At 56.3% G+C, this 19,815-nt stretch carries 17 protein-coding genes, 1 tRNA gene and 1 pseudogene; 11 read left to right on the top strand and 8 right to left on the bottom strand.

Features of this window, described 5'->3' with window-relative positions:
* Positions 1-110 precede the first annotated feature (110 nt).
* The 4 genes from Tam1G_RS04175 to Tam1G_RS04160 all read right to left on the bottom strand — a co-directional run bounded on the left by Tam1G_RS04175 (position 111) and on the right by Tam1G_RS04160 (position 1,984).
* Positions 111-299 carry a hypothetical protein gene (locus Tam1G_RS04175; protein ID WP_101625575.1) on the bottom strand — a complete coding sequence of 63 codons (189 nt, stop codon included), beginning with the start codon at positions 297-299 and terminating at the stop codon, positions 111-113.
* Positions 300-310: 11 nt separating this feature from the next.
* On the bottom strand, positions 311-1,210 hold the full coding sequence (locus Tam1G_RS04170; protein WP_101625574.1) for a prohibitin family protein: 900 nt from the start codon (positions 1,208-1,210) through the stop codon (positions 311-313).
* A 97-nt stretch (positions 1,211-1,307) separates the two neighbouring features.
* Positions 1,308-1,718: a hypothetical protein gene (locus Tam1G_RS11625; RefSeq protein ID WP_165781900.1), complete on the bottom strand. Its 411-nt coding sequence runs from the start codon at positions 1,716-1,718 to the stop codon at positions 1,308-1,310.
* Positions 1,715-1,984: a helix-turn-helix domain-containing protein gene (locus Tam1G_RS04160; RefSeq protein WP_101625572.1), complete on the bottom strand. Its 270-nt coding sequence runs from the start codon at positions 1,982-1,984 to the stop codon at positions 1,715-1,717. The genes Tam1G_RS11625 and Tam1G_RS04160 overlap by 4 nt, the downstream gene beginning before the upstream one ends.
* An 83-nt stretch (positions 1,985-2,067) precedes the next feature.
* Between Tam1G_RS04160 and Tam1G_RS04155 the strand changes: the two genes are divergently transcribed.
* The gene (locus tag Tam1G_RS04155) at positions 2,068-2,439 is read left to right on the top strand and encodes a helix-turn-helix domain-containing protein (protein WP_242689699.1); all 372 of its coding nucleotides are present in this window, start codon (positions 2,068-2,070) and stop codon (positions 2,437-2,439) included.
* Positions 2,398-2,500, top strand: a tRNA-Met gene (locus Tam1G_RS11620). Before Tam1G_RS04155 ends, Tam1G_RS11620 begins: the two co-directional genes overlap by 42 nt.
* 44 nt (positions 2,501-2,544) lie before the next feature.
* On the opposite strand, the gene Tam1G_RS04150 is transcribed toward Tam1G_RS11620, so the two are convergent.
* The gene (locus tag Tam1G_RS04150; protein WP_101625570.1) at positions 2,545-4,518 is read right to left on the bottom strand and encodes a cell surface protein; all 1,974 of its coding nucleotides are present in this window, start codon (positions 4,516-4,518) and stop codon (positions 2,545-2,547) included.
* A 233-nt stretch (positions 4,519-4,751) separates the two neighbouring features.
* On the opposite strand from Tam1G_RS04150, the gene Tam1G_RS04145 reads away from it, so the two are divergent.
* The 9 genes from Tam1G_RS04145 to Tam1G_RS04105 all read left to right on the top strand — a co-directional run bounded on the left by Tam1G_RS04145 (position 4,752) and on the right by Tam1G_RS04105 (position 17,011).
* Entirely contained in the window at positions 4,752-7,040 is a 2,289-nt protein-coding gene (locus Tam1G_RS04145; protein WP_165781899.1) for an alpha-1,4-glucan--maltose-1-phosphate maltosyltransferase, read from the top strand.
* Between the two features lie 100 nt (positions 7,041-7,140).
* Positions 7,141-7,632 (top strand): inorganic diphosphatase, encoded by a 492-nt coding sequence (locus tag Tam1G_RS04140; RefSeq protein WP_033890633.1) that lies wholly within the window; start codon positions 7,141-7,143, stop codon positions 7,630-7,632.
* A gap of 163 nt (positions 7,633-7,795) precedes the next feature.
* The gene (locus Tam1G_RS04135) at positions 7,796-8,374 is read left to right on the top strand and encodes a manganese efflux pump MntP (protein WP_101625568.1); all 579 of its coding nucleotides are present in this window, start codon (positions 7,796-7,798) and stop codon (positions 8,372-8,374) included.
* Between the two features lie 82 nt (positions 8,375-8,456).
* Positions 8,457-9,161, top strand: coding sequence for a hypothetical protein (locus Tam1G_RS04130; protein ID WP_101625567.1), 705 nt, complete (start codon positions 8,457-8,459; stop codon positions 9,159-9,161).
* Between the two features lie 128 nt (positions 9,162-9,289).
* Positions 9,290-10,057: a winged helix-turn-helix transcriptional regulator gene (locus Tam1G_RS04125; protein ID WP_165781898.1), complete on the top strand. Its 768-nt coding sequence runs from the start codon at positions 9,290-9,292 to the stop codon at positions 10,055-10,057.
* A gap of 49 nt (positions 10,058-10,106) precedes the next feature.
* The gene (gene nth / locus Tam1G_RS04120) at positions 10,107-10,778 is read left to right on the top strand and encodes an endonuclease III (protein ID WP_033890636.1); all 672 of its coding nucleotides are present in this window, start codon (positions 10,107-10,109) and stop codon (positions 10,776-10,778) included.
* Between the two features lie 24 nt (positions 10,779-10,802).
* On the top strand, positions 10,803-12,350 hold the full coding sequence (locus Tam1G_RS04115; RefSeq protein WP_033890637.1) for an ABC transporter substrate-binding protein: 1,548 nt from the start codon (positions 10,803-10,805) through the stop codon (positions 12,348-12,350).
* 50 nt (positions 12,351-12,400) lie between these two features.
* A complete protein-coding gene (gene valS / locus Tam1G_RS04110) occupies positions 12,401-15,130 on the top strand; it encodes a valine--tRNA ligase (protein ID WP_101625565.1) in 2,730 nt (909 codons plus the stop codon).
* 561 nt (positions 15,131-15,691) lie between these two features.
* Positions 15,692-17,011: an ATP-binding protein gene (locus tag Tam1G_RS04105; protein ID WP_243394866.1), complete on the top strand. Its 1,320-nt coding sequence runs from the start codon at positions 15,692-15,694 to the stop codon at positions 17,009-17,011.
* An 8-nt stretch (positions 17,012-17,019) separates the two neighbouring features.
* On the opposite strand, the gene Tam1G_RS04100 is transcribed toward Tam1G_RS04105, so the two are convergent.
* The 3 genes and pseudogenes from Tam1G_RS04100 to Tam1G_RS04090 form a co-directional block, all read right to left on the bottom strand.
* Positions 17,020-19,008 (bottom strand): hypothetical protein, encoded by a 1,989-nt coding sequence (locus tag Tam1G_RS04100; RefSeq protein ID WP_101625563.1) that lies wholly within the window; start codon positions 19,006-19,008, stop codon positions 17,020-17,022.
* Between the two features lie 24 nt (positions 19,009-19,032).
* Positions 19,033-19,422, bottom strand: coding sequence for a chorismate mutase (locus tag Tam1G_RS04095; protein ID WP_033890643.1), 390 nt, complete (start codon positions 19,420-19,422; stop codon positions 19,033-19,035).
* A 157-nt stretch (positions 19,423-19,579) separates the two neighbouring features.
* Positions 19,580-19,815 (bottom strand): annotated as a pseudogene (locus tag Tam1G_RS04090) (integrase catalytic domain-containing protein); the annotation flags it as partial.

Genomic DNA, 19,815 nt, shown 5'->3' with positions numbered 1-19,815 from the left:
CGGGGTTTGAGAGAGGCGGTGTTAACGACTTTTCCTTGTCGCCGCCCGCCATATTGGAAGGGAATGCAATGATGGCGGGCAAGCCTTTTAGATGGTCAGCACGGGGACGTTCACGCCTCATCCCCCGCTTCCTCGGCGATGGCGATGAACAAGGTGGGCACGACGACGAACGCCCACCATGCAGCCAAGCCGTTGCCGAGCGGGTGCATGCACGCCTCATGCGTGAGCAGCCACGCTATGCAGCAGATGAACGAGACGACGGCCACGAGGCCGATCGTGTACGGGTAGCGCTTGAACATGACCGCCTCCTTTACTTGGTCTGGACGAGCGTGTCAGCGCCGTCAGGGACGACGACGAGCTGATCCGCGTTGGACAGCGCGTCGATGTAATGCTGTTTGAGCACGTTGTCGGTCAGGCTTTCGTTGAGCACGGCGTTCGCGTCGGCCTCGCCCTGCGCCTTGATCTTCTTGGTCTCGGCCTCGGTCTTGGCGACTTCCTGCTCGTTCAACGCCTTCTGCCTGTCGATCTCGGCCGCTTGAGCCTCGTTGTACTTCTTGACGATCTCGTCGCCATAGCGCACGTCCTGCACGCTGACCTGTTCTACGGTCAGGCCGATCTTCTTCCACTTAGCCGCCAGCGCCTCTTGCACCGCCTTCGTGTATTCGCCCCGGTTGGTGAGCATCGTCAGGGTGTCGAACCGGCCGGACTGTTCGCGGGCCACGGAACGCAGATCGTTACTGATGTAGTTCTGCGTGAACGTCTGCTGTTTGCCGTACTCCGAGTACAGGTATTCGGCGGCGCTCGGATCGAGGCTGTAGTTGACTTGGATGTCGATGTCGGCGGAAGCGCCGCTCTTGTCGTTGACGGTGACTTGCTTGCCGACCGCGCTGCCGCCCTCGTACTTGTAATCGGTGTCTTTGTAGAAGTTGATGAGGTTGTTGCGGGTGTCGTATTTGATGACGCTCTGCCACGGCGTCTTCAAATGGAAGCCCGCGTCTTCGGAATGGCCGGCCAGACTGCCGCCCATGTTGCGGATGACCGCGACCTCGCCCACGTCCACGGAGTACAGGCATGAGGGGATCAGCAGCAGCAATCCGATGAGGCCCGGAATGAGGCCGATGCCGGCCCCCTTGACGTTGTTGGACAGCGCGACGCCGGTAATGACGGCGCTGAAGAGCAGCAGGACGATGGAGACAATAAACCAGATCATGAGGGTTCCTTTCAGGAGCAAGGCCCTTTCCCCGTCGCCGGTAGGCTTGAAGGTGCCAACCAAAACAATCCGCACGACAGCGGGGAAAGGAAGAATTTCAATGCAGACACAACGAGAGGCGCTTAACGAAGCGCTCGATAATCTCCGCGTCGGAACCAGTAGCGCCGCGTGGCTCCGGGATCATGCAGAAAGCGAAGAGGTGAGGAAACTCGCCCGCGCCGTCCATTACATCGGTTTCGGCGCTCAGCAGATCGACCTCGCCCTCACCGACCGAAACAAGACCAAGGACTTGTAGAAGGAACAAGGACACCGCGTCGAGCTGCGCCAGCAGCGCGCGCCTGTCCAGCTTCTCCGAGATTCGCCTGTATTCGGAGTCTCCCAGCGCCTCGCGCACGGCAGCCTCCGAATACAGGGACGCTTTCATGCGCAGCATTCCGGCGTCCTGAAGATTGTGCTGCAATGCCTCCAGAGAGGACAGCAATACGGGTTCGCGATCGGACTCGCTCATGCCGTCGCCTCTTCCGGTTGGGGGTTGTCCACGGGCCACGGGTCGAGGGTGCGGCCCATGAGGTAGTCAACGGACGTGTTGAAGAAGTCGGCGAGCGCCCGGAGTTCTTCTGGCATGAATTGAGTACGGCCGTGAATTTTGTGGCTGTACAGGGAATCGCTCATTGCCGCTGCCTTGGCTACCTCGTTTTGCTTGAGGTGGCGCATGCGGCGCAGGTATTCAACTCGCTCGGCAGTGATTGAGTTTTGCTTATCAACTTGAGTCATGTTCAAGTACAATAGTCCTGTTCAAGCACATTCACATAATTCGGCGTGTTGCAATTTTTCGGATATGGCTTACAATGTTGAATATGACTCAAGTATTTGCGCCGCCGAGTGTGGCCCCCAAGACGGATCGTCAGGCGTTAGCCAACGACAACCTAAACATGTTCATGGCTGCCTCTGGCACCAAACGCAAAGACCTTGCCGCCTACATCGGAAAAGACCCTGCGATGATTACCAACCTGCTCAAGGGGAAAAATCGTTGGTTCTACGAAGATATGCTGGCCGCCGCCGACTACTTTGGTATCTCCCTTGATACATTGCAGCGCGACGACCTTACGCCGTCGAAAGTTCGAGCGATCCTCGATGGAAAGAATGGAGGTTTATCAGTCGTCAACGTTGACGACTTCCGCCTAGGTGGCGGGGCATGGAAGACCCCGGCAGTGGTTCTGGCGGCCTGATTTTGGGTCGTTTGGGATCATAACCCAGAGGTCCATGGTTCAAATCCATGCCCCGCTACCAACAAAACCGGAATCCGAATGGATTCCGGTTTTTCGTATTTCCGACTAGATATGCCGCCTGCTGGCTATGAACAGCATCACGCCACCGATGAGAATGGCCGTAGCCGTTACCGCCAACGGAGGCATCATATTGATGCCGGTATACGGTAATGGCGTTTCAGGCTCTTCGGGCTTGACCGGCTCCTCAGGTTCCTCTGGCTCCTCCTCATCTGGTTCATCAGGCTCACACGGTTCCTCAGGATCGCAGGGCTCGGTCACACGAGTGCGCTCCCATGCATCGTCGTATCTGCTCGTTGCAGGCATCACACGGTCATCGCCCTTGAATTCCCACACGAATACATACCAGCCATGTTGCTGTGCGGTAATAGTCATGGGGTCACCATTGGCGTCGAGCGTTCCCGCGCCAATCTTAAACGTGCCGTTCCTTGCCGGAATATCCCACGTTATTAACTTGCGATGATGCTCATCTTCCTGAGGCACTGCGGCACCGCTCGGCTTATAGTGTTCATCTTGCGTCTGATCGGCTGAATCACCTGCCCACCAGACGCTTACCTGCGCGTGCGGTCTATCAGCACCAAAGCCAAAAACCTCATCGCCGGTAAAGTTGCCGTGGTCATCCGGGAAACCGGTGACGGTAATGGTGTCGCTTAATTCGGCACCTATCTGAGCGGAATGCTCAGTCACCGTTGATTCCACAGTCAACCTGCTGCGATTCGAACCACTTTCCTCAGCTTCCAAGAACGTACTGCTCCAGTCACCGGTGAGATAATCTTGCGCTTCTTTGCTCTGCTCACTTTTGCGGAAAACCCACACCCATGTACTGAATCCACCGCCTGCACGAGTCAGATACGGCTTACTGCCATCCGGTTTGGTCATAGCCTGTACGCGAGCGCTTTGGTTGGGCCCGCTGAATGATGCACTGCCATAGGCAACCGGCGCATATCCGTCCGCTTTCAAACGGGCCAAATAATCATCAGCACTTTCACCAGTTTGAGGCGCCGTAATATGCGCCAGATCGTCAACGCCAAGTTCGGCAAAGTAATATCCCTGAGCGTTCAATAGCAAATCCGGCACCCAGTGACTATCAGAGCCAACCACTGCGCTGGTCACCTCATCGAATACCGCTGCGCCAGCATCCAATATTTTGCTTGAAACCTGCGTATGCACCGATGGCGTGAAATCCTTGCGCACTTTGAATGTCACCGCTTCACCCGGAACCGAGCTGAACGAATCGAACGCGCGCATATCTTGGCGGGCATCCATATGTCTCATTCGCGGAATGTCATAGGTGACGCTTGCACGCACTTCGCCTCGCCCGGTGGCCTTCCACTGATAGGTTTGCTCCTGCTCGGTGGAGGTCTTGCTCAATGTTTTGAGACCGTTATCCTCAAACACGGCCGGACCCTCGAGCGTAATGGTGAACGGCACGCCTGCAACCGGCTGCGGCTGGCGTTCATCCCCGTTAACCACTGCCACCGTAACAGTGCCTTGACGCAAACCTTCGGCATATGTGCTCTCGATTACTGCATTGCCCTGCGTATTGCGCTCCGCCTCACTCCACATCTCCTGCGCTCGAGCGAAAACTTCCGGATACAGCGGCACAAGATAATCACGTTGCGGTTTCCACTGCTCCTGGTTGCCGAATTTGTCCTGAATCAGCGACGCGATAGCCGCATAATCATTGGTTGACGCAATGCGATAGCGGTCAAGAAGCCAAGCCATGCGCCGCACTTCCATGTCATCATCAACCACGCGTGTGGGGCCGCTGACATAATCGGTGATGAGGCTGGCTTCAATGCAGTAATACCGGGTGTTATCGGCATCATTAGCTATAACACCTAATTGAAGCCGATTACCGTCGAACGTAAAGTCGATGCGTTGATGTGCGCGCGAGGGCGAAAGCACTATTGCCGCATAAGCCCTTGCAGGCGTTCCGATAATTACGCCCATCATCATTGCCAGACCCGCCAGCATGGCCCCAAAAGCAATCACGCGTTTCTTCCACCATGATGCCGCCATGTTCCCATCCTTTCCGTGGTGTGAATTCACCCACATCATTGCGAGCGAATAGACCATGAGCATGGCAGATTTACGGCTTTCATCAGCCGTTTTTCGGGCAATGTGGTCCGAGCTTGCCGTTTACTGGCGAGTTGTGGATAACTTGGACAACGAGTTATCCACTTCAAGCCATTTATCGAACGTTCATCCAAAAGTTGTCCACAATGCACGCCAAATGTCGGATTCCCCTTAGAATGGGCCGTATGGCAGTACAACATAGCGCGGATTCGCGCACATCTGAAACAGAATCCCTCGAGGCCGTTAAGGCCGCTCAGACCACTAAGGTCTCCAAGTCCTCCAAGGCAGCGAAGTCAAAGGCGACTTCCCGATCCAAAACCACCAAGACCACGCGCAAGCGCGTCGATGCCGAAACCGCACGCGCCAATGCAGCGCTCAAGGGCCTGACCGGCGAAGCTCCGGCCCCGTCCATTCCCGCTGATGAGCCTGGCCTGTTCGGCCGCATCAACGTCATGGACATTACGCCTGGCGAAGAGCGCGGCATCTACCCGGCACGCGTTGAGCTTGGCGAACCATTCAAGGTGACCGCCCAGGTGTTCATCGAAGGTCGTACCAAGGTAGGCGCCACCGCCATCGTGCGCAATGCACGCGGCAAGGAAACGCTGCGCCGCGCCATGACTTGCACGAACGCTGGTCTGGATCGTTGGGAAGTCACGCTGAAGTGCGGCGAGCACAGCGATTTGAAGCCTTGGGAAGATGGTTATGCCGCAGTCAAGCGTCAACTTGGCGAATGGACTGTGACCATTGAGGGCTGGGAAGACACCTACAAGTCCTGGCTGCATGATGCCCGCATCAAGGTGAAGGTTCATGACGATGTGGATAACGCGCTGAACTCCGGTGCCGAGCTGTTGGCTCGTTGGGCCGTGACCCCGGATGCCGGCCTTCCTGCCCGCGAGCGCAAGGCACTGCAGCAGGCCGCTGAGACGATGGCCGATGAATCCCTGACTCCTGAGGAGCGTCTGGCAGCCGGCGATAACCCGCACATCGCCGCACTGCATGAGTCCAACCCGCTGCGCGACGGCATTTCTCCCAGCCAGCCGCAGCGCTTCAAGGTGGAACGTCCGAAGTCCAGCTTCGCCGCTTGGTATCAGTTCTTCCCGCGCTCCGAAGGTGCCACGGTCGATCCGAACACCGGCAAGATTATTCAGGGTACGCTGAAGACTTCGCTCGCCGGTTTGGAGCGTGCCAAGGCCGAAGGCTTCGACATCGTCTACCTGCCGCCGATCTTCCCGATCGGTGTGACCAACCGTAAGGGCCGCAACAATTCGCTGGTTGCTGGTCCTGATGATCCGGGCTCCCCGTTCGGCATCGGCTCCGAACTTGGCGGCCATGATACCGTCGACCCGCTGCTTGGCACGATGGATGATTTCAAGGCTCTGACCGCTCGCGCTCATGAGCTGGGTCTCGAAATCGCCCTTGATTTTGCTCTGCAGTGCTCTCCTGACCACCCGTGGGTTAAGCAGCACCCGGATTGGTTCCGCCACAAGCCGGACGGCACCATCGCCTTCGCCGAGAACCCGCCGAAGAAGTATCAGGACATCTACCCGATCGACTTCAACGCCGATATGCCCGGCATTGAGAAGGAAGTCGAACGCGTGCTGAACCTGTGGATCGACGCAGGCGTTACCATCTTCCGTATTGATAACCCGCATACCAAGCCGGTTCGTTTCTGGCAGGACGTGATTGCCGCCGTGACCAAGAAGCACCCGGAGATCTTGTTCCTGGCTGAAGCGTTCACCCGCCCGGGCATGATGCGTGCACTGAGCTATGTGGGCTTCACCCAGTCCCACTGCTACTTCCCGTGGCGCAACACCAAGGAGGAGCTGGAGGAGTATCTGCCGGTCACCAATGGCGACGACGGCTACTACCAGCACAACACCTTCTGGCCCACCACCCCGGATATTCTCACCGCCTACGTGCGCGACAACGGCATCGCCGGCCACTGCGTGCGCGCGGTACTCGCAGCTATGGGCTCCCCGAGCTGGGGCATCTACAACGGCTTCGAGCTGATTGAGAACAGGCAGCGCCCCGGTTTCGAGGAGCAGATCGATAACGAGAAGTACGAGGTCAAGGTTCGCGATTGGTCCAAGGCCGAGCGTTATGGCGTGGCCAAGATGCTCACTTCGCTGAACAAGATTCGTCGTTCTCATCCGGCTGCACTGAGCTACCACAACCTGACTATTCTGCCCACCTCGGATCCGAACATTCTGGCGTTCGCCCGCCATACGCCGGCCGAGCTGACCGGCACCGGCCAGGCGGATACGCTGATTGTGGTGGTCAACCTCGACGGTCACAACGCACATCAGGCTATGGTGCATGTGGAGTTGGGCGAGCTTGGACTGCCTACCGACCGTCCGCTTACGGTGCGCGATGAGCTGACCGGCCGTGAGTTCCAGTGGGGCTGGGACAACTACGTTTCGCTCGCCCCGTGGGCTGACGTGGCTCATATCCTGTCTGTGCAGTGATATGTCGTGTATGCCGACTGTGCGAAGGGCAACACTGTGTGACTTCGCACAGTCGGTAGTAGTGTGTGTAACGAATAGTTTCCAGACAAGGAGATAAACAATGGCAGAAACCTTCAACGTTGTGGTCGAGATTCCGCGCGGCTCCAAGAACAAGTACGAAGTCGACCAGGAAACCGGTCGCGTGTTCCTGGATCGTGAGCTGTTCACCGCTATGGGCTACCCGGATGACTACGGCTACATCGAGGGCACCCTGGGCGAGGACGGCGATCCGCTGGACGCTCTCGTGATGGTCAAGAACTCCGTGTTCCCGGGCTGCGTCATCGAATGCCGCGCCGTTGGTCTGTACCACATGGAAGACGAAGAGGGCGGCGACGACAAGGTGCTGTGCGTGCCGGCTGACGTTCGCTACGACGGCATCAAGGATGTCAAGGATGTCAACGAGTACCACCTCGCTGAGATCAAGCACTTCTTCGAGCAGTACAAGGCCCTGGAGCCGGGTAAGGAAGTCAAGCCTGGTGACTACTGGACCGGTGCTGACGTGGCCGAGAAGGAAATCAAGGAAGCTCGCGAGCGCCTCGCCGCTTCCAAGTGATTTCTAGCTGCGCTCAAACGCAATAGAACATGACAAAAGGCTCCTTCGGGGGCCTTTTGTTGTATAGTGATGTTTTGTCTTTTCAACTAGGCGTAGGCGGCGTGTGGGAGCGCTGGTCGAGGCCCATCGCGCAGTACAGCGGCGATGAACCTTCTCAATATTCATGATTTCAATAATCATTCAAACCTTGTTGATTTCCGTTTCCGTCTCAATGGATGCGTTTGCCGTTTCCATTGGCAAGGGGCTTACCGTCTCCAAAGTTCGTACACAAGACGCCATCAAAACCGGCTTGTGGTTCGGCGGATTCCAAGCATTATTCCCTCTGCTCGGCTATTTTGCCGCATCCGCGTTCAGCTCATACGTTACCGAATTCGATCACTGGATCATCTTCGGTCTGCTTGTATTCATCGGCGGCAACATGGTGCACGAGGCATTCGAGGAGCCCGAGGAGAACGCCAAGGAAACACCTCAATTCGACTGGAAGCACATGCTGCCTCTCGCCGTGGCCTGCAGCATTGATGCATTCGCCGTGGGCGTGAGTCTTGCTTTCATGAAAACCAACATCATCTTCGCCGTCACGTGCATCGGCATCGTCACCGGTCTCTTCTCTGCGGCAGGCCTCTACATCGGTCGCGTTTTCGGCGCACGTTGGCAGCAACCTTCGCAAATCGCAGGCGGTGTGGTGCTGATTCTCATCGGTCTCAAAGTATTGCTTGAGCACCTCGGTATCATCGCTTTCTAATCAGCCGCAGCAGTCATTGCTCGGTCTCATTCCAGCACACAGCGTAGGATGAGACCGAGCAATGACTTTTCGAGAGGTTCACATGACCGAGATCACTCAGGAAAACTGGAAGCACAAGGCAATCAGCATGCTGTTGGCTCAGCTTACGGCTTATGTGCTGCTTATCGCAGCCACTGCCATCACCACGCCTGGGCCAATACCTGAAGCTTCGTTGATTTTCTCGGCTCTCACGCTGGGCATGTTCACACTGTTCTGGCCGTTCCGCGGCTCGGTGTTCGACCGTGCCATCACCTTGATTTTCGGTGTGATTTCACTGCTGTTCGTGGTCATTCCCTTCCCCATTCATGAGGTACCACCGCAGATGACCACTGAAGATGGTGGCGTGCTGCCTTGGTATTCCTGGGCTCTGGCCGTAGGCCTCCTGCTTGTAGTGCTGGTGGTGTTCTCATTCGGCCGCCAAATGGCTCGCAAGGAACGGTCTCATCTCATTCGCGCACTGTCCCATGCAGTCACTTCCGGTGTCGCCGCCATTGCTGTGGCCGGCTGGTGCTTCCTGCCCAACCTCGCTGCATTGGTGGCCAAAGGCACCACTGAAGGCAATATCACGGTTGCTGTATTAGTAATACTTGCTCTGGCTCTGGCAGTGGCTTCCGTGCTGTGGGTGCGGGATGCGGATCCTGATCCAACTACTCGTGAACCGTGGATTGGCACTGGATTGTTGCCGGTTATGCTGATGGGCGTGACTATCGCTTCTGCGACGCTGCTGCTGAGCCGGTTCTTGGCTTAGTGGCACTGGTTGCGTATCATTTTCGCAACGATACGCAACCAGTGTCCCGAGTTGGCGCGTACAATGATGGAAAATTTGCGATTGCATTACATTCGCCAAGGGGGATTAGCGTGACGGACTTAACGTTAATGACATTCGCTAGCGACCCCGCAACGGTACTGCCATCGCTCGCGCTGCTGTCTCATCGAGTCCGCGTTCTTCCTATGGATGCCGCCAGCTTGGTGAAAATGCCGGAAAACACCATTCTGTTCCTCGATGCTCGCGACGATTTGGCTACCGCTAAAACCTTGTGCCGCCTCATCCATGCTTCCGGTCTTTCCACTCCTATTGTTCTGGTGCTCACTGAGGGTGGCTTCACTGTGGTCAACTCCCAGTGGGGTATTGCCGACGTAGTGGTCACCACTGCTTCTCCTGCTGAGGTTGAGGGCAGACTCCGTTTGGTTTCCGAGCGGGGCAATGCTCCGGCCGCCACTTCCCCCGGCTCATCGGCTGAACCGACCACTACCGTGGAAGACGGGCAGATTCGTTCCGGCGATCTCATCGTGGATACTAACGGCTACACAGCATCTCTGCACGGCCGCCCCATTGATTTGGCCTATAAGGAATTCGAGCTGCTGAAGTACCTCGTACAGCATCCAGGACGTGTGTTCACGCGCGCCCAGCTACTGCAGGAAGTGTGGGGTTACGACTACTACGGCGGCACCCGAACCGTGGATGTGCACATCCGTCGTCTTCGCGCCAAGCTCGGCGGCGAATATGAGCATCTCATCGGCACGGTGCGCAACGTGGGTTACCGTTTCGACCCGCCTGAAAACGATAAGGGCGATGCTGCCGCCCAGGAAGCCGCCAAAGCCAGCATGCATAGCGCTGCTGAGTCCAACGGTATCGCAGAGTAATCAGCAGCACCCAACTGCGTAGAGCTTTCATACTGATAAGGCCGCTCTTATGCGCGAAAGTAAATCCCAACGCATCGCCCGCATGCATCAGGAATACGAGGTGCTGTGCCAAGTGATTCCAGCGCCACAATGTGCACTGAACTTCACTTCCCCATTGCAGCTGCTTATCGCCACGGTACTGAGCGCACAAACCACGGATAAACGAGTCAATACCGTTACTCCAGAACTTTTCGCAACCTACCCTACCGCCGCCGCATTGGCTGCCGCGAATCCAAGTCAGGTTGAGGATATTATTCATCCGCTAGGGTTTTACCGTTCCAAAACACAGCATCTCATTGGCTTGGCAACCGCATTGGATGAACGATTCGGTGGTGTTGTACCGCAGACAATGGCGGAGTTGACCAGTCTGCCCGGCGTAGGCCGCAAAACCGCAAACGTAGTATTGGGTAACGCTTTTGGCATACCAGGCTTCCCGGTCGATACGCATGTGATGCGCGTTACCGGCCGCCTGCGCTGGCGTACGGATTGGCGTTCCACTCACCCGGATCCAGTCAAAATCGAACATGAAATCACAGCATGTTTCCCACCTGACGAGTGGACGGACCTCAGCCATCGACTGATTCTATTCGGCCGAGCCACCTGCCATGCGCGCAAACCCGATTGTGCAAACTGCCCGCTCGCCGATTCCTGCCCAAGTTATGAGCCGGCCGTCAGTCGGTAGCATGCCATCGTTAGACTGAAGGGCATGCGCAGCAAGCAACATCACAAGCAGAACAGCGGACTAGTTAGTTGGGGAGTCTTCTTTGCAGTGGCTCTCGTGTTAAGCACGCTGGTATGGGCTGGATGGTCGATGTTGCAGCATCGCAACATCGTCGATGATCTTGGCATCGAATCCTCCCCCACCGCACGCGTCACCGTAGGCATTAGCGACATGCCGCAATCGCTGGACGTTCGCGCATCAAGCTCCGCCGCAGCTGAGCGTCTGCTCATCGATAACGTGTATGAAACCCTCGTCACAGTAGATCAGCAAAATCAGCTTAAGCCCGGGCTCGCTACCAAATGGGATGTTTCAAAAGATGGCCTCACCTACACATTGACCATCGCCAGCAACGTCACATTCTCCAATGGGCATACGTTGGACTCCGCGGATGTAGTGTGGTCGCTGCAGCAGGCCGTCACCAATAAATACGCCGACGTTGATCAGCTTGGCGAGCTCAAATCCATCACGAACCCGGATGCTCACACTGTTATCATCAAGCTCACGCAGCCGAACCCCACCCTGTTACGCGCATTATCCGGACGATTGGGCATTGTCTACGATTCTGAAGCCGGCAACATCGATTACGCCAAGCAGCCTATTGGTTCAGGACCATTCACCGTCAGCGGATTCACTGCCGCACAATCGCTCACATTGCAATACAACAGCACATACCACGGCACCAAAGCCAAAGTGGGGTCAGTAGCATTCAACCAATATTCCGATGAGAACCAGCTCACTGAAGCCCTTAACAACGGCAGCATTGATTTGGCCATGCCGACCACTGCAGCTGTTGCCTCTGCTGCTGCAGATAAACAGAATCTTAAGGTAAGCGAAGGTGCCACAACAGACAAAGTACTGCTGGCATTCAATACCGGCACTGATTCCATCATGTCTGATGAAAAAGTGCGCACCTCGTTCCGCTATCTCATCGATGCCGCATCCATTGCTTCCTCTCAACCTGACTCAGCCGGTGCTTTGGGCGGCCCGATCAGTCCTCTGGAAACCGGGTATGAGGATTTGACCGGACTGTTCCCACATGACCTATCGCAAGTACAGTCAATGACCTGGTACTTTGGCACTTATCTGACCACTGTTGATTTCGTAGTCACTGAACAATATCGTTCGATGGCGGAGAATATCGCCCAGCAGATCGGTCAAATTCCAAGGCCAAAAGTCAACCTTGAAGTCGTATCTGATGAGGATTATGCCAAGCGCATTCAGGATGGTTCCTGGGAACTCACCATTATGAGCATGAACGGCTCTGATGGCATAGGGGACTTCGCAAACCCGGATTCAATCTTCCATTACAATCATGCCGAAGCTCAGCAAGCCTATGCGAATGCTCGTGCGGCCACCAATGATGCCGACTATGCGGAACGACTGAAGGCGTATGCGCGCACAATCAGCCAGGACGCGGCAAGCGATTGGCTGTACACGCGCAAATGCTTCACCGTGGCCAACAGCAAACTCTCCGGCTATCCGACCGGTCTGATTGATACGCGCATGCCGTTGGGAGCATTGGATAAGCAGTAGCTCTTACGAGAGTTATTCCTTGTCATACAACATGCATAAACTTTGGCCTTATGACTGAAGGCAATTCCATCATCAACGCCAACCTCACCCCGCTGCCCGACAAGGTCGGTGTAGACGGTCTTGAGGATAAGTGGCGCGCCGTTTGGGATGAAAACGGCACCTACAAGTTCAACAACACTCGTGACCGCAAGGCTGTGTATTCCATCGATACCCCGCCGCCCACCGTTTCCGGCTCCCTGCATGTGGGTCATGTGTTCTCCTACACGCATACCGACGTGGTCGCTCGTTACAAGCGTATGCGCGGCTACGACGTGTTCTACCCGATGGGCTGGGACGATAACGGTCTGCCGACCGAACGCCGTGTGCAGAACTATTACGGCGTGCGCGTGGACGTCTCCCTGCCGTACGACCCGGATTTCAAGCCGCCGTACGAGGGCACTGATGGCAAGAAGATTCAGGCCAAGGATCAGGTGCCGATTTCCCGTAAGAACTTCATCGAGCTGTGCGAGAAGCTGACCGCTCAGGACGAGAAGCTGTTCGAAGCACTGTGGCGCAAGCTGGGTCTTTCCATCGACTGGTCCCAGACCTACCACACCATCGGTGAACACCCGCAGCGTGTGGCTCAGAAGGCCTTCCTGCGCAACTTGGCCCGCGGCGAGGCCTACCAGCAGGACGCTCCGGGTCTGTGGGATGTGACCTTCCAGACCGCAGTGGCTCAGGCCGAGCTGGAATCCCGCGAATACCCGGGCTTCTACCACAAGATCGCCTTCCGCTTCGAAGACGGCACCCCGATTTACATCGAGACCACTCGTCCGGAACTGCTGGCCGCCTGCACTTCGCTAATCGCCAACCCGGATGATGACCGTTACAAGAAGTACTTCGGCCAGGAAGTCTACTCCCCGCTGTTCAAGGTGAAGGTGCCGATTTTGGCTCACCCGGCCGCCGAAATGGACAAGGGCGCCGGCATCGCCATGTGCTGCACGTTCGGTGATGTGACCGATGTTCAGTGGTGGCGCGATCTGAAGCTGCCGACCCGCTCCATCATCCAGCGCAACGGCCGCATCGTGATGGACACCCCGGATTGGATCACCGATTCGGCCGGCCGTGAAATCTTCGCCGAGACCGCTGGCAAGACCACGTTCTCCGCTCGCAAGGTGATTGTCGACAAGCTGCGTGAATCCGGCGATATGGACGGTGAGCCGACGCCGACCAAGCGTATGACGAACTTCTATGAGAAGGGCGACAAGCCGCTCGAAATCGTCACTTCCCGCCAGTGGTACCTGAAGAACGGCGGCACTGACCCGAAGCTGAACGCTGAGCTCATCGAGCGCGGTAAGGAACTGAACTTCCACCCGGACTTCATGCGTGTGCGCTATGAGAACTGGGTGCACGGCCTGAACGGCGACTGGCTGATTTCCCGCCAGCGCTTCTTCGGTGTGCCATTCCCGCTGTGGTACCCGGTCAAGGCCGATGGCTCCGCCGATTACGATCACCCGCTGACCCCGTCTGAGGACCGTCTGCCGATCGACCCGACCATTGATGTGCCGGAAGGCTACGACGAGTCTCAGCGTGATGTGCCCGGTGGCTTCACCGCCGAGAAGGACATCATGGATACTTGGGCCACCTCTTCGCTCACCCCGCAGATCGTGACCCACTGGGCTGAGCCGGATGAGGCTTCCAAGGCACTGTTCAAGGCTACGTTCCCGATGGATCTGCGCCCTCAGGGCCAGGACATCATCCGTACCTGGCTGTTCTCCACCGTGGACCGTGCTCACCTTGAGAACAAGTGCCTGCCGTGGGCCCATGCCACCCTGTCTGGCTGGATCTTGGATCCGGACCACAAGAAGATGTCGAAGTCCAAGGGCAACGTCGTGGTGCCGAACGAGCCGATCGAGAAGTTCGGTGCCGACGCTGTGCGCTACTGGGCTGCCGCTGCTCGTCTGGGCCTTGACGCCACCTACGACGTCGGCCAGATGAAGATCGGCCGCCGCTTGGCCATCAAGCTGCTGAACGCCACCAAGTTCGCTCTGGCTATCGGCCGCGAAGACGAGAACCATCACGTTGGCGATGCCGCTACTGCTGCTTGGAATCCGACTGATGTGACCGAGCCGCTGGATCGCGCCGCTATGGCCAAGCTGGCTCTGGTGGTTCGCCAGGCCACTGACGCGCTGGAGGCTTACGAGCATTCCAAGGCTCTGGAGGTCATCGAAAGCTACTTCTGGCAGTTCTGCGATGATTACATCGAGCTCGTGAAGAACCGTGCTTATGGCACTCCGGATGAGAAGGGTGTGGCTCCTTCCGAGAAGGCTGTTCGTTCCGCCCGCACCGCTCTGGGCCTGGGTCTTGATGCCTTCGCCCGTCTGCTGGCACCGTACCTGCCGTACGCCACCGAAGAGGTCTGGAGCTGGATGCACGCCGGCTCCGGCTCCGTGCACCGCGCTGCATGGCCGACTCCGGAACCGTACGTTGAGGCTGCCACCGGCGCTTCTCCGGAGCTGCTGACTTGGGCTGGCAAGGCTGTGGAGCAGCTGCGCAAGATCAAGTCCGAGGCCAAGGTCTCCATGAAGACCCCGATTCTCTCCGTGGCTCTGACCGCCGCTCAGGAAGGTGTGGACGCCATTCACGCCGCTCTGGGTGATATCGCTCAGGCCGGCCGTGTGGTGGGCAAGTTCGACCTGGTTGCCAAGCACGCCGAGGAATCCGCCGCGGAAGACGCTCCCGAGACCGAGGTGGCCGTGGCCGCCAGCGAGCTCGGCGAACCGCCGGTAAAGAAGAAGTGATTCACCCCAGCGCTAGCTGACTGAAGGGTAGTTCAAAGCCGTTGAACTGATGTAACGTCAGTTCAACGGCTTATTTTTTGAAATCATCCCTATGCTCGTGAAAATTCATTATGGTTCCATCTGTCATAGATGGAACCATCAACATATAAGTTGCGCCTTATGCAGCGTCAAGGCCGTGACGGATACGCAGGCGATGCAACTCCTGTTTGAGATTCATGTGTTCATGCCGTCGCGGATAAGCTCCACATACCGGTCACGACGTGCTTGACACATCTGATTCCGGGTCGCGTACCCAATACCATCGAACACCCACCTGCCCACCTGAAATCTCCTCTCGAATCATCAGGTGTTGCAACAATCACTGGAACCAGCCTCTCCCTCACACTTAGGCACAACACATACTCCCACATTTTTGGATCCTAATATGTGTGTGACTCCCACATTTTTGGATCCTAATATGTGTGTGACTCCCACATTTTTGGATGATAAAATGTGGGAGTCACACACATTTTGGTAGGGGTAATCGAGGTAGTCATGGTCGAGAAATTGCAACGTACATTGATGAGCGACTTAGAAACATGGCAACAGCAGCCCAACCGCAAACCTCTGCTCCTGCGTGGAGCCCGGCAGACCGGCAAGACTTGGATCGTTTCCGAATTCGGTCGCCAAGCATACAGCAATGTGCTGCGCATCGACTTTATGCGCGATATCGAAGTGCGAAGCTTATTCGAAGGCAATCTAAACCCCAATACCATTCTGAGCAATCTTTCGCTCTATACCGGCGTGAACATCACCCCTGGGAAGACGCTTATTTTCTTTGACGAAATCCAGGAATGCCCGCGCGCACTGACCGCGCTGAAATACTTCTGCGAAGAAGCACCGGAACAGCATGTGATTGCTACTGGATCGTACATGGGTGTATCGAAACATCCCGATGCTTCTTTCCCTGTAGGCAAAGTCAACATGCTGACACTTCACCCACTCACGTTCCTCGAATACTTGGAAAATGCCGGGCAACCACAACTTGCAAACCTGATTCGCAATGGCGAGATTGAGCAAATCAACTCATTGTTCAACGACCGATTGCACAATATGCTTAAGCAATACCTGTTCGTTGGTGGCATGCCGGCAGCAGTAGCTGCCCATCTTAATGGGTCGAACGCAGCCGAAGTACGCAATATCCAACGAGAAATCCTCGACGCATACGATCTCGACTTCTCCAAGCACGCTCCGGCAAGACTGGTTGACCGCATCCGCATGGTCTGGCACACATTACCTGCACAGTTATCCAAAGAAAACCGCAAATTCGTCTATGGCGTGGTACGCCCGGGTGCGCGCGCTCGTGATTTTGAAGAAAGCATCATGTGGCTGCGTGATTACGGTGTTATCCATCAGGTATATTGCGCCTCTGCGCTGCGCGAACCATTAACGAGCTATACCGACACCTCCACCTTCAAAATGTTTGCATCCGATATCGGCCTTCTAGGCGCATTGGCCAATCTTGAACCGTCTGTAATCACGCAGCAGAACCAGATATTCACCGAATTCAAAGGTGCTCTGACCGAGCAGTATGTATGCCAGCAGCTTGTGGCAGACGCGTTTGAGCCCACGTACTGGGCGAATCCAAATGGGCGCGCGGAAATAGATTTTTCCATCAGCAACAACGGCGTGATTTACCCAATCGAGGTGAAGGCAGAACAGAATCTGCATGCCAAGAGTCTTAAATATGCGTATGACCATTTTGAGCTTGTGCATGCAATCCGTGCAAGCCTTGCCGGATACCGTGATGAGTCATGGGTGGCGAATCTGCCATTGTGGGCGATTAATGGGCTCAGGTCATATCTGAGGCGCCACTACAGCGATTGGGCGCATGCGGAATAAATCTATATTCACACCGTGGGAATAACTATAAGGTAAGCGGGAGCTTGTGCTGATGACTGTTGCGAAATCGCAGCTGAGCCTAGTTGGGTTACTGCTTCGGCAATAAGCTGGCCTGCATCGCCGATTTCCACCGTCTCGGCAATCAGCGCGCTCATATCATGCGTAAACAATGTGCCACCAGTGTCGCTTTGACCAAAACCGAAGAGGATTGGAGCTTCGTCAGCTTCATTCTTCTTCGCAGTCTGCTGTGCCGCAGCATCATCCGTCGCATTCGCATCTGTGGAGTTTCCGGAACTTCCAGAATCTGAACTGGCAGAACTATCTGATTTGCCGCCGCCGAGCGCGGACGTCAGGCCGTTCGCATAGCTCATCACATCGCTGGCAGACATCGACATTGCGTCATCCACCAGCGAAGCATTGGAATCCTGGGATTGTTGCTGCTGGGCAGCTTGCACTTTCTTGCGCGCAGCGGCGGCTTTGCGCTTGGCTTGAGCCGCCTTGGTTTTCCCGTAGAACGACTGGGCTTGCGAATCCACCAAACCTTGCGTAAACAGATGTACGGCGGAATCAGACGCAGCATCCTGCGTTGTTTTTGCAGATGTACTCCCACCCTCGAACTGATCGGAGAATCGCAGCAGAATCTGCTTCAATGCCTGCGATTTGCCGGTATGCTCGCACGCGGTGGCGAGCGCAGCCATTGCGGCATCTACCTTGGTCTGCGAATCCTTAAGCTCATCGCTGCTGTTGGTTTCGCTGATGGCCTGCTGCGCATAGGCCGAAGCATTTGCGGAAGATTCACCGGTCAGAGCGCTGAGCTTGGCCGTGTACACGTCCGTGTACTTCATCGAATAAGGAATCATCGCAGCAGACAACTGCTTCTGCCCTGCCGCATACTGCTTGGAACCTTTAGTGGCTTCCTCAGCGGCTTCCTTGGTCAGATCATCGACCAGACCGGTAGTACCCTGCTGCTGAATGCGACGAATTACTTCGTCCAGTGCATCCACGGCACCATCATGCATATGCGCAGCGCTCACATTGTTCACCGCATTCGCCAAATCAAGCACCGCCTGAGCAAGCGGCGTATCGCCGGAAAGCTCACCTGCCGTACCGACCAGCGCAGGCAATTGTGTGGAAGTGCCGATAGAACCAGATAGATGCGTGGTGTATGAGCCCACATAGGCAGCCATGTAATTCTGGAATGTTTGCTTATGCGCGGCTGTACGTTCAGCAGTCACGGATTGGGCGAGCTGCTGCTCGTTGGTGCGCAAGGCCTTGAGTTGATCGATCAGCTGCTGATGCTCGCCGGAACCGGCATCAGTCAGCGAATCGACCAAAATGGATGCGGTGGAAGTCAACTGAGCAGCATCGGAGCTGGCATTCGCGCCACTGCCGGTATCATTGCCGGTAGCATTGCCAGGCAGCACAGCGAGCGCGATGGAACTCATGGTGAAATGTTTGGCGTTCATATAGCAGCTGAATTCCAGAGTCGTTCCGGCCTGTCCAGCTGCCGCAATCAGCGTATTGGTGCCTTGTGTGCTGACGGATACGCTGCTATCGGCGGAGATATCATCGGCGACTTGGCTGGGAACTGTGAACGCCACCATCGGAATGGTTTGACGAGCGGTATTGCCAGAAGCATGCGCCGGTCGAACCGTAACATGCACGCCTACAAGTCCTGAGGCATTTGCGACTTTGCTAGCCGAGACATTTGGGCCATCAAGCGAATATTCAACACTGATCGACCACGGCAGCTGGACTGCGGATGTAGGGAGACGGTTTACGGTTCCGGGCGCATGTTGAGTGGAATCGACTTTTGCGGAATTCGATGCCACATAGAAGCGCGTGGGTTCGCCCTCGGAATCGGTTACGGCATAGATGTCAGCAGCCGTGTCAAGCATGGCAGCGTAATCCGGTTCTTGTGGGCGAGATACCCAAGCGCCGCCCACAGCACCTGTTACGCACAATGCACAGCTGATTAGTGCAGGAAAAAGTCTCATATCAAGTTGAAAAGACAACCGAACTCAGGCGAACACGTCCAGCACGCCCGGATCGCCACCGGCCTCGGCGATGCGCTGGTGGCGCTTCTTAGCCTCGGTCACAACGAATTCGCGGTATTTTTCAGCGATTTCCGGGTCAAGGCCCGCTTCGATGGCAATGCGATGCAAGCGCTCGATCTGGTAATCCTCACGCTTCATATCTTCAGGAGCAAAACCAGCATTGGCTTTGAGCACACCCACCTGTGAAGTGGTTTTGAACCGCTCTGCGAGCAGGGAAATAACTGCGGAATCGATATTATCGATGGATTGACGAAGCGCTTTGATACGCGCCACCGCCTGCGCGGTTTCCGGATGTGCCGCCGCCTGGGCGGAATCGATGGTCGTCCTCTGCCAGTCACTGCTCGTTTCGCTCATAGTTTCGAGGATACTCCCCTATCGCGGTATTTCGCGAGTCTGCACATACTGTACTTTCATGCTCGGCAAATCTAGCCCTTATCAAGCAGCGAGGTGCCTCATTTGAAAATGAGCGCGTAATCCGGAGTGGTGCCTCACCTGTGGTGAGCGTGAAATCCTAGTCCGCGTCGGCTTGTGGGGTTTCGTCGTCTTCCGGTTCGACGCCCGCGATCCGGGCGAGCGTCTTGTTCAAGTATGCCATGTCCGGGCCCATGCGTCTGGCCAGCCGCGCGGTGCGCGGTGCCGCCAGTGCTTCGAGCCGGTCCTGGATGTCGTGGATGCGGCGGACGAGCTCGGCCGGGTTCACGGGCGCGAGCGGGTGTTCGATCTCCTCTCGCTTGTCGTCGGGTATGA

The organism is Bifidobacterium imperatoris, from assembly GCF_002860405.1.
GTDB classification, from domain to species: Bacteria; Actinomycetota; Actinomycetes; order Actinomycetales; family Bifidobacteriaceae; genus Bifidobacterium; species Bifidobacterium imperatoris.
The sequence above is the reverse complement of the archived record's forward strand: the minus strand, read 5'-3'. Positions and strand labels throughout refer to the sequence as shown.

What these genes read in the sequence shown, in the direction of transcription:
- Tam1G_RS04135 (WP_101625568.1), top strand. Translation starts at nt 7,796, where the DNA reads ATGATTTCAATAATCATTCAAACCTTGTTGATTTCCGTTTCCGTCTCA.
- Tam1G_RS04140 (WP_033890633.1), top strand. Translation starts at nt 7,141, where the DNA reads ATGGCAGAAACCTTCAACGTTGTGGTCGAGATTCCGCGCGGCTCCAAG.
- Tam1G_RS04105 (WP_243394866.1), top strand. Translation starts at nt 15,692, where the DNA reads ATGAGCGACTTAGAAACATGGCAACAGCAGCCCAACCGCAAACCTCTG.
- Tam1G_RS04175 (WP_101625575.1), bottom strand. Translation starts at nt 299, where the DNA reads ATGTTCAAGCGCTACCCGTACACGATCGGCCTCGTGGCCGTCGTCTCG.
- valS (WP_101625565.1), top strand. Translation starts at nt 12,401, where the DNA reads ATGACTGAAGGCAATTCCATCATCAACGCCAACCTCACCCCGCTGCCC.
- Tam1G_RS04160 (WP_101625572.1), bottom strand. Translation starts at nt 1,984, where the DNA reads ATGACTCAAGTTGATAAGCAAAACTCAATCACTGCCGAGCGAGTTGAA.
- Tam1G_RS04125 (WP_165781898.1), top strand. Translation starts at nt 9,290, where the DNA reads ATGACATTCGCTAGCGACCCCGCAACGGTACTGCCATCGCTCGCGCTG.
- Tam1G_RS04150 (WP_101625570.1), bottom strand. Translation starts at nt 4,518, where the DNA reads ATGGCGGCATCATGGTGGAAGAAACGCGTGATTGCTTTTGGGGCCATG.
- Tam1G_RS04100 (WP_101625563.1), bottom strand. Translation starts at nt 19,008, where the DNA reads ATGAGACTTTTTCCTGCACTAATCAGCTGTGCATTGTGCGTAACAGGT.
- Tam1G_RS04170 (WP_101625574.1), bottom strand. Translation starts at nt 1,210, where the DNA reads ATGATCTGGTTTATTGTCTCCATCGTCCTGCTGCTCTTCAGCGCCGTC.
- Tam1G_RS04115 (WP_033890637.1), top strand. Translation starts at nt 10,803, where the DNA reads ATGCGCAGCAAGCAACATCACAAGCAGAACAGCGGACTAGTTAGTTGG.
- Tam1G_RS04155 (WP_242689699.1), top strand. Translation starts at nt 2,068, where the DNA reads ATGACTCAAGTATTTGCGCCGCCGAGTGTGGCCCCCAAGACGGATCGT.
- Tam1G_RS11625 (WP_165781900.1), bottom strand. Translation starts at nt 1,718, where the DNA reads ATGAGCGAGTCCGATCGCGAACCCGTATTGCTGTCCTCTCTGGAGGCA.
- Tam1G_RS04095 (WP_033890643.1), bottom strand. Translation starts at nt 19,422, where the DNA reads ATGAGCGAAACGAGCAGTGACTGGCAGAGGACGACCATCGATTCCGCC.
- Tam1G_RS04145 (WP_165781899.1), top strand. Translation starts at nt 4,752, where the DNA reads ATGGGCCGTATGGCAGTACAACATAGCGCGGATTCGCGCACATCTGAA.
- nth (WP_033890636.1), top strand. Translation starts at nt 10,107, where the DNA reads ATGCGCGAAAGTAAATCCCAACGCATCGCCCGCATGCATCAGGAATAC.
- Tam1G_RS04130 (WP_101625567.1), top strand. Translation starts at nt 8,457, where the DNA reads ATGACCGAGATCACTCAGGAAAACTGGAAGCACAAGGCAATCAGCATG.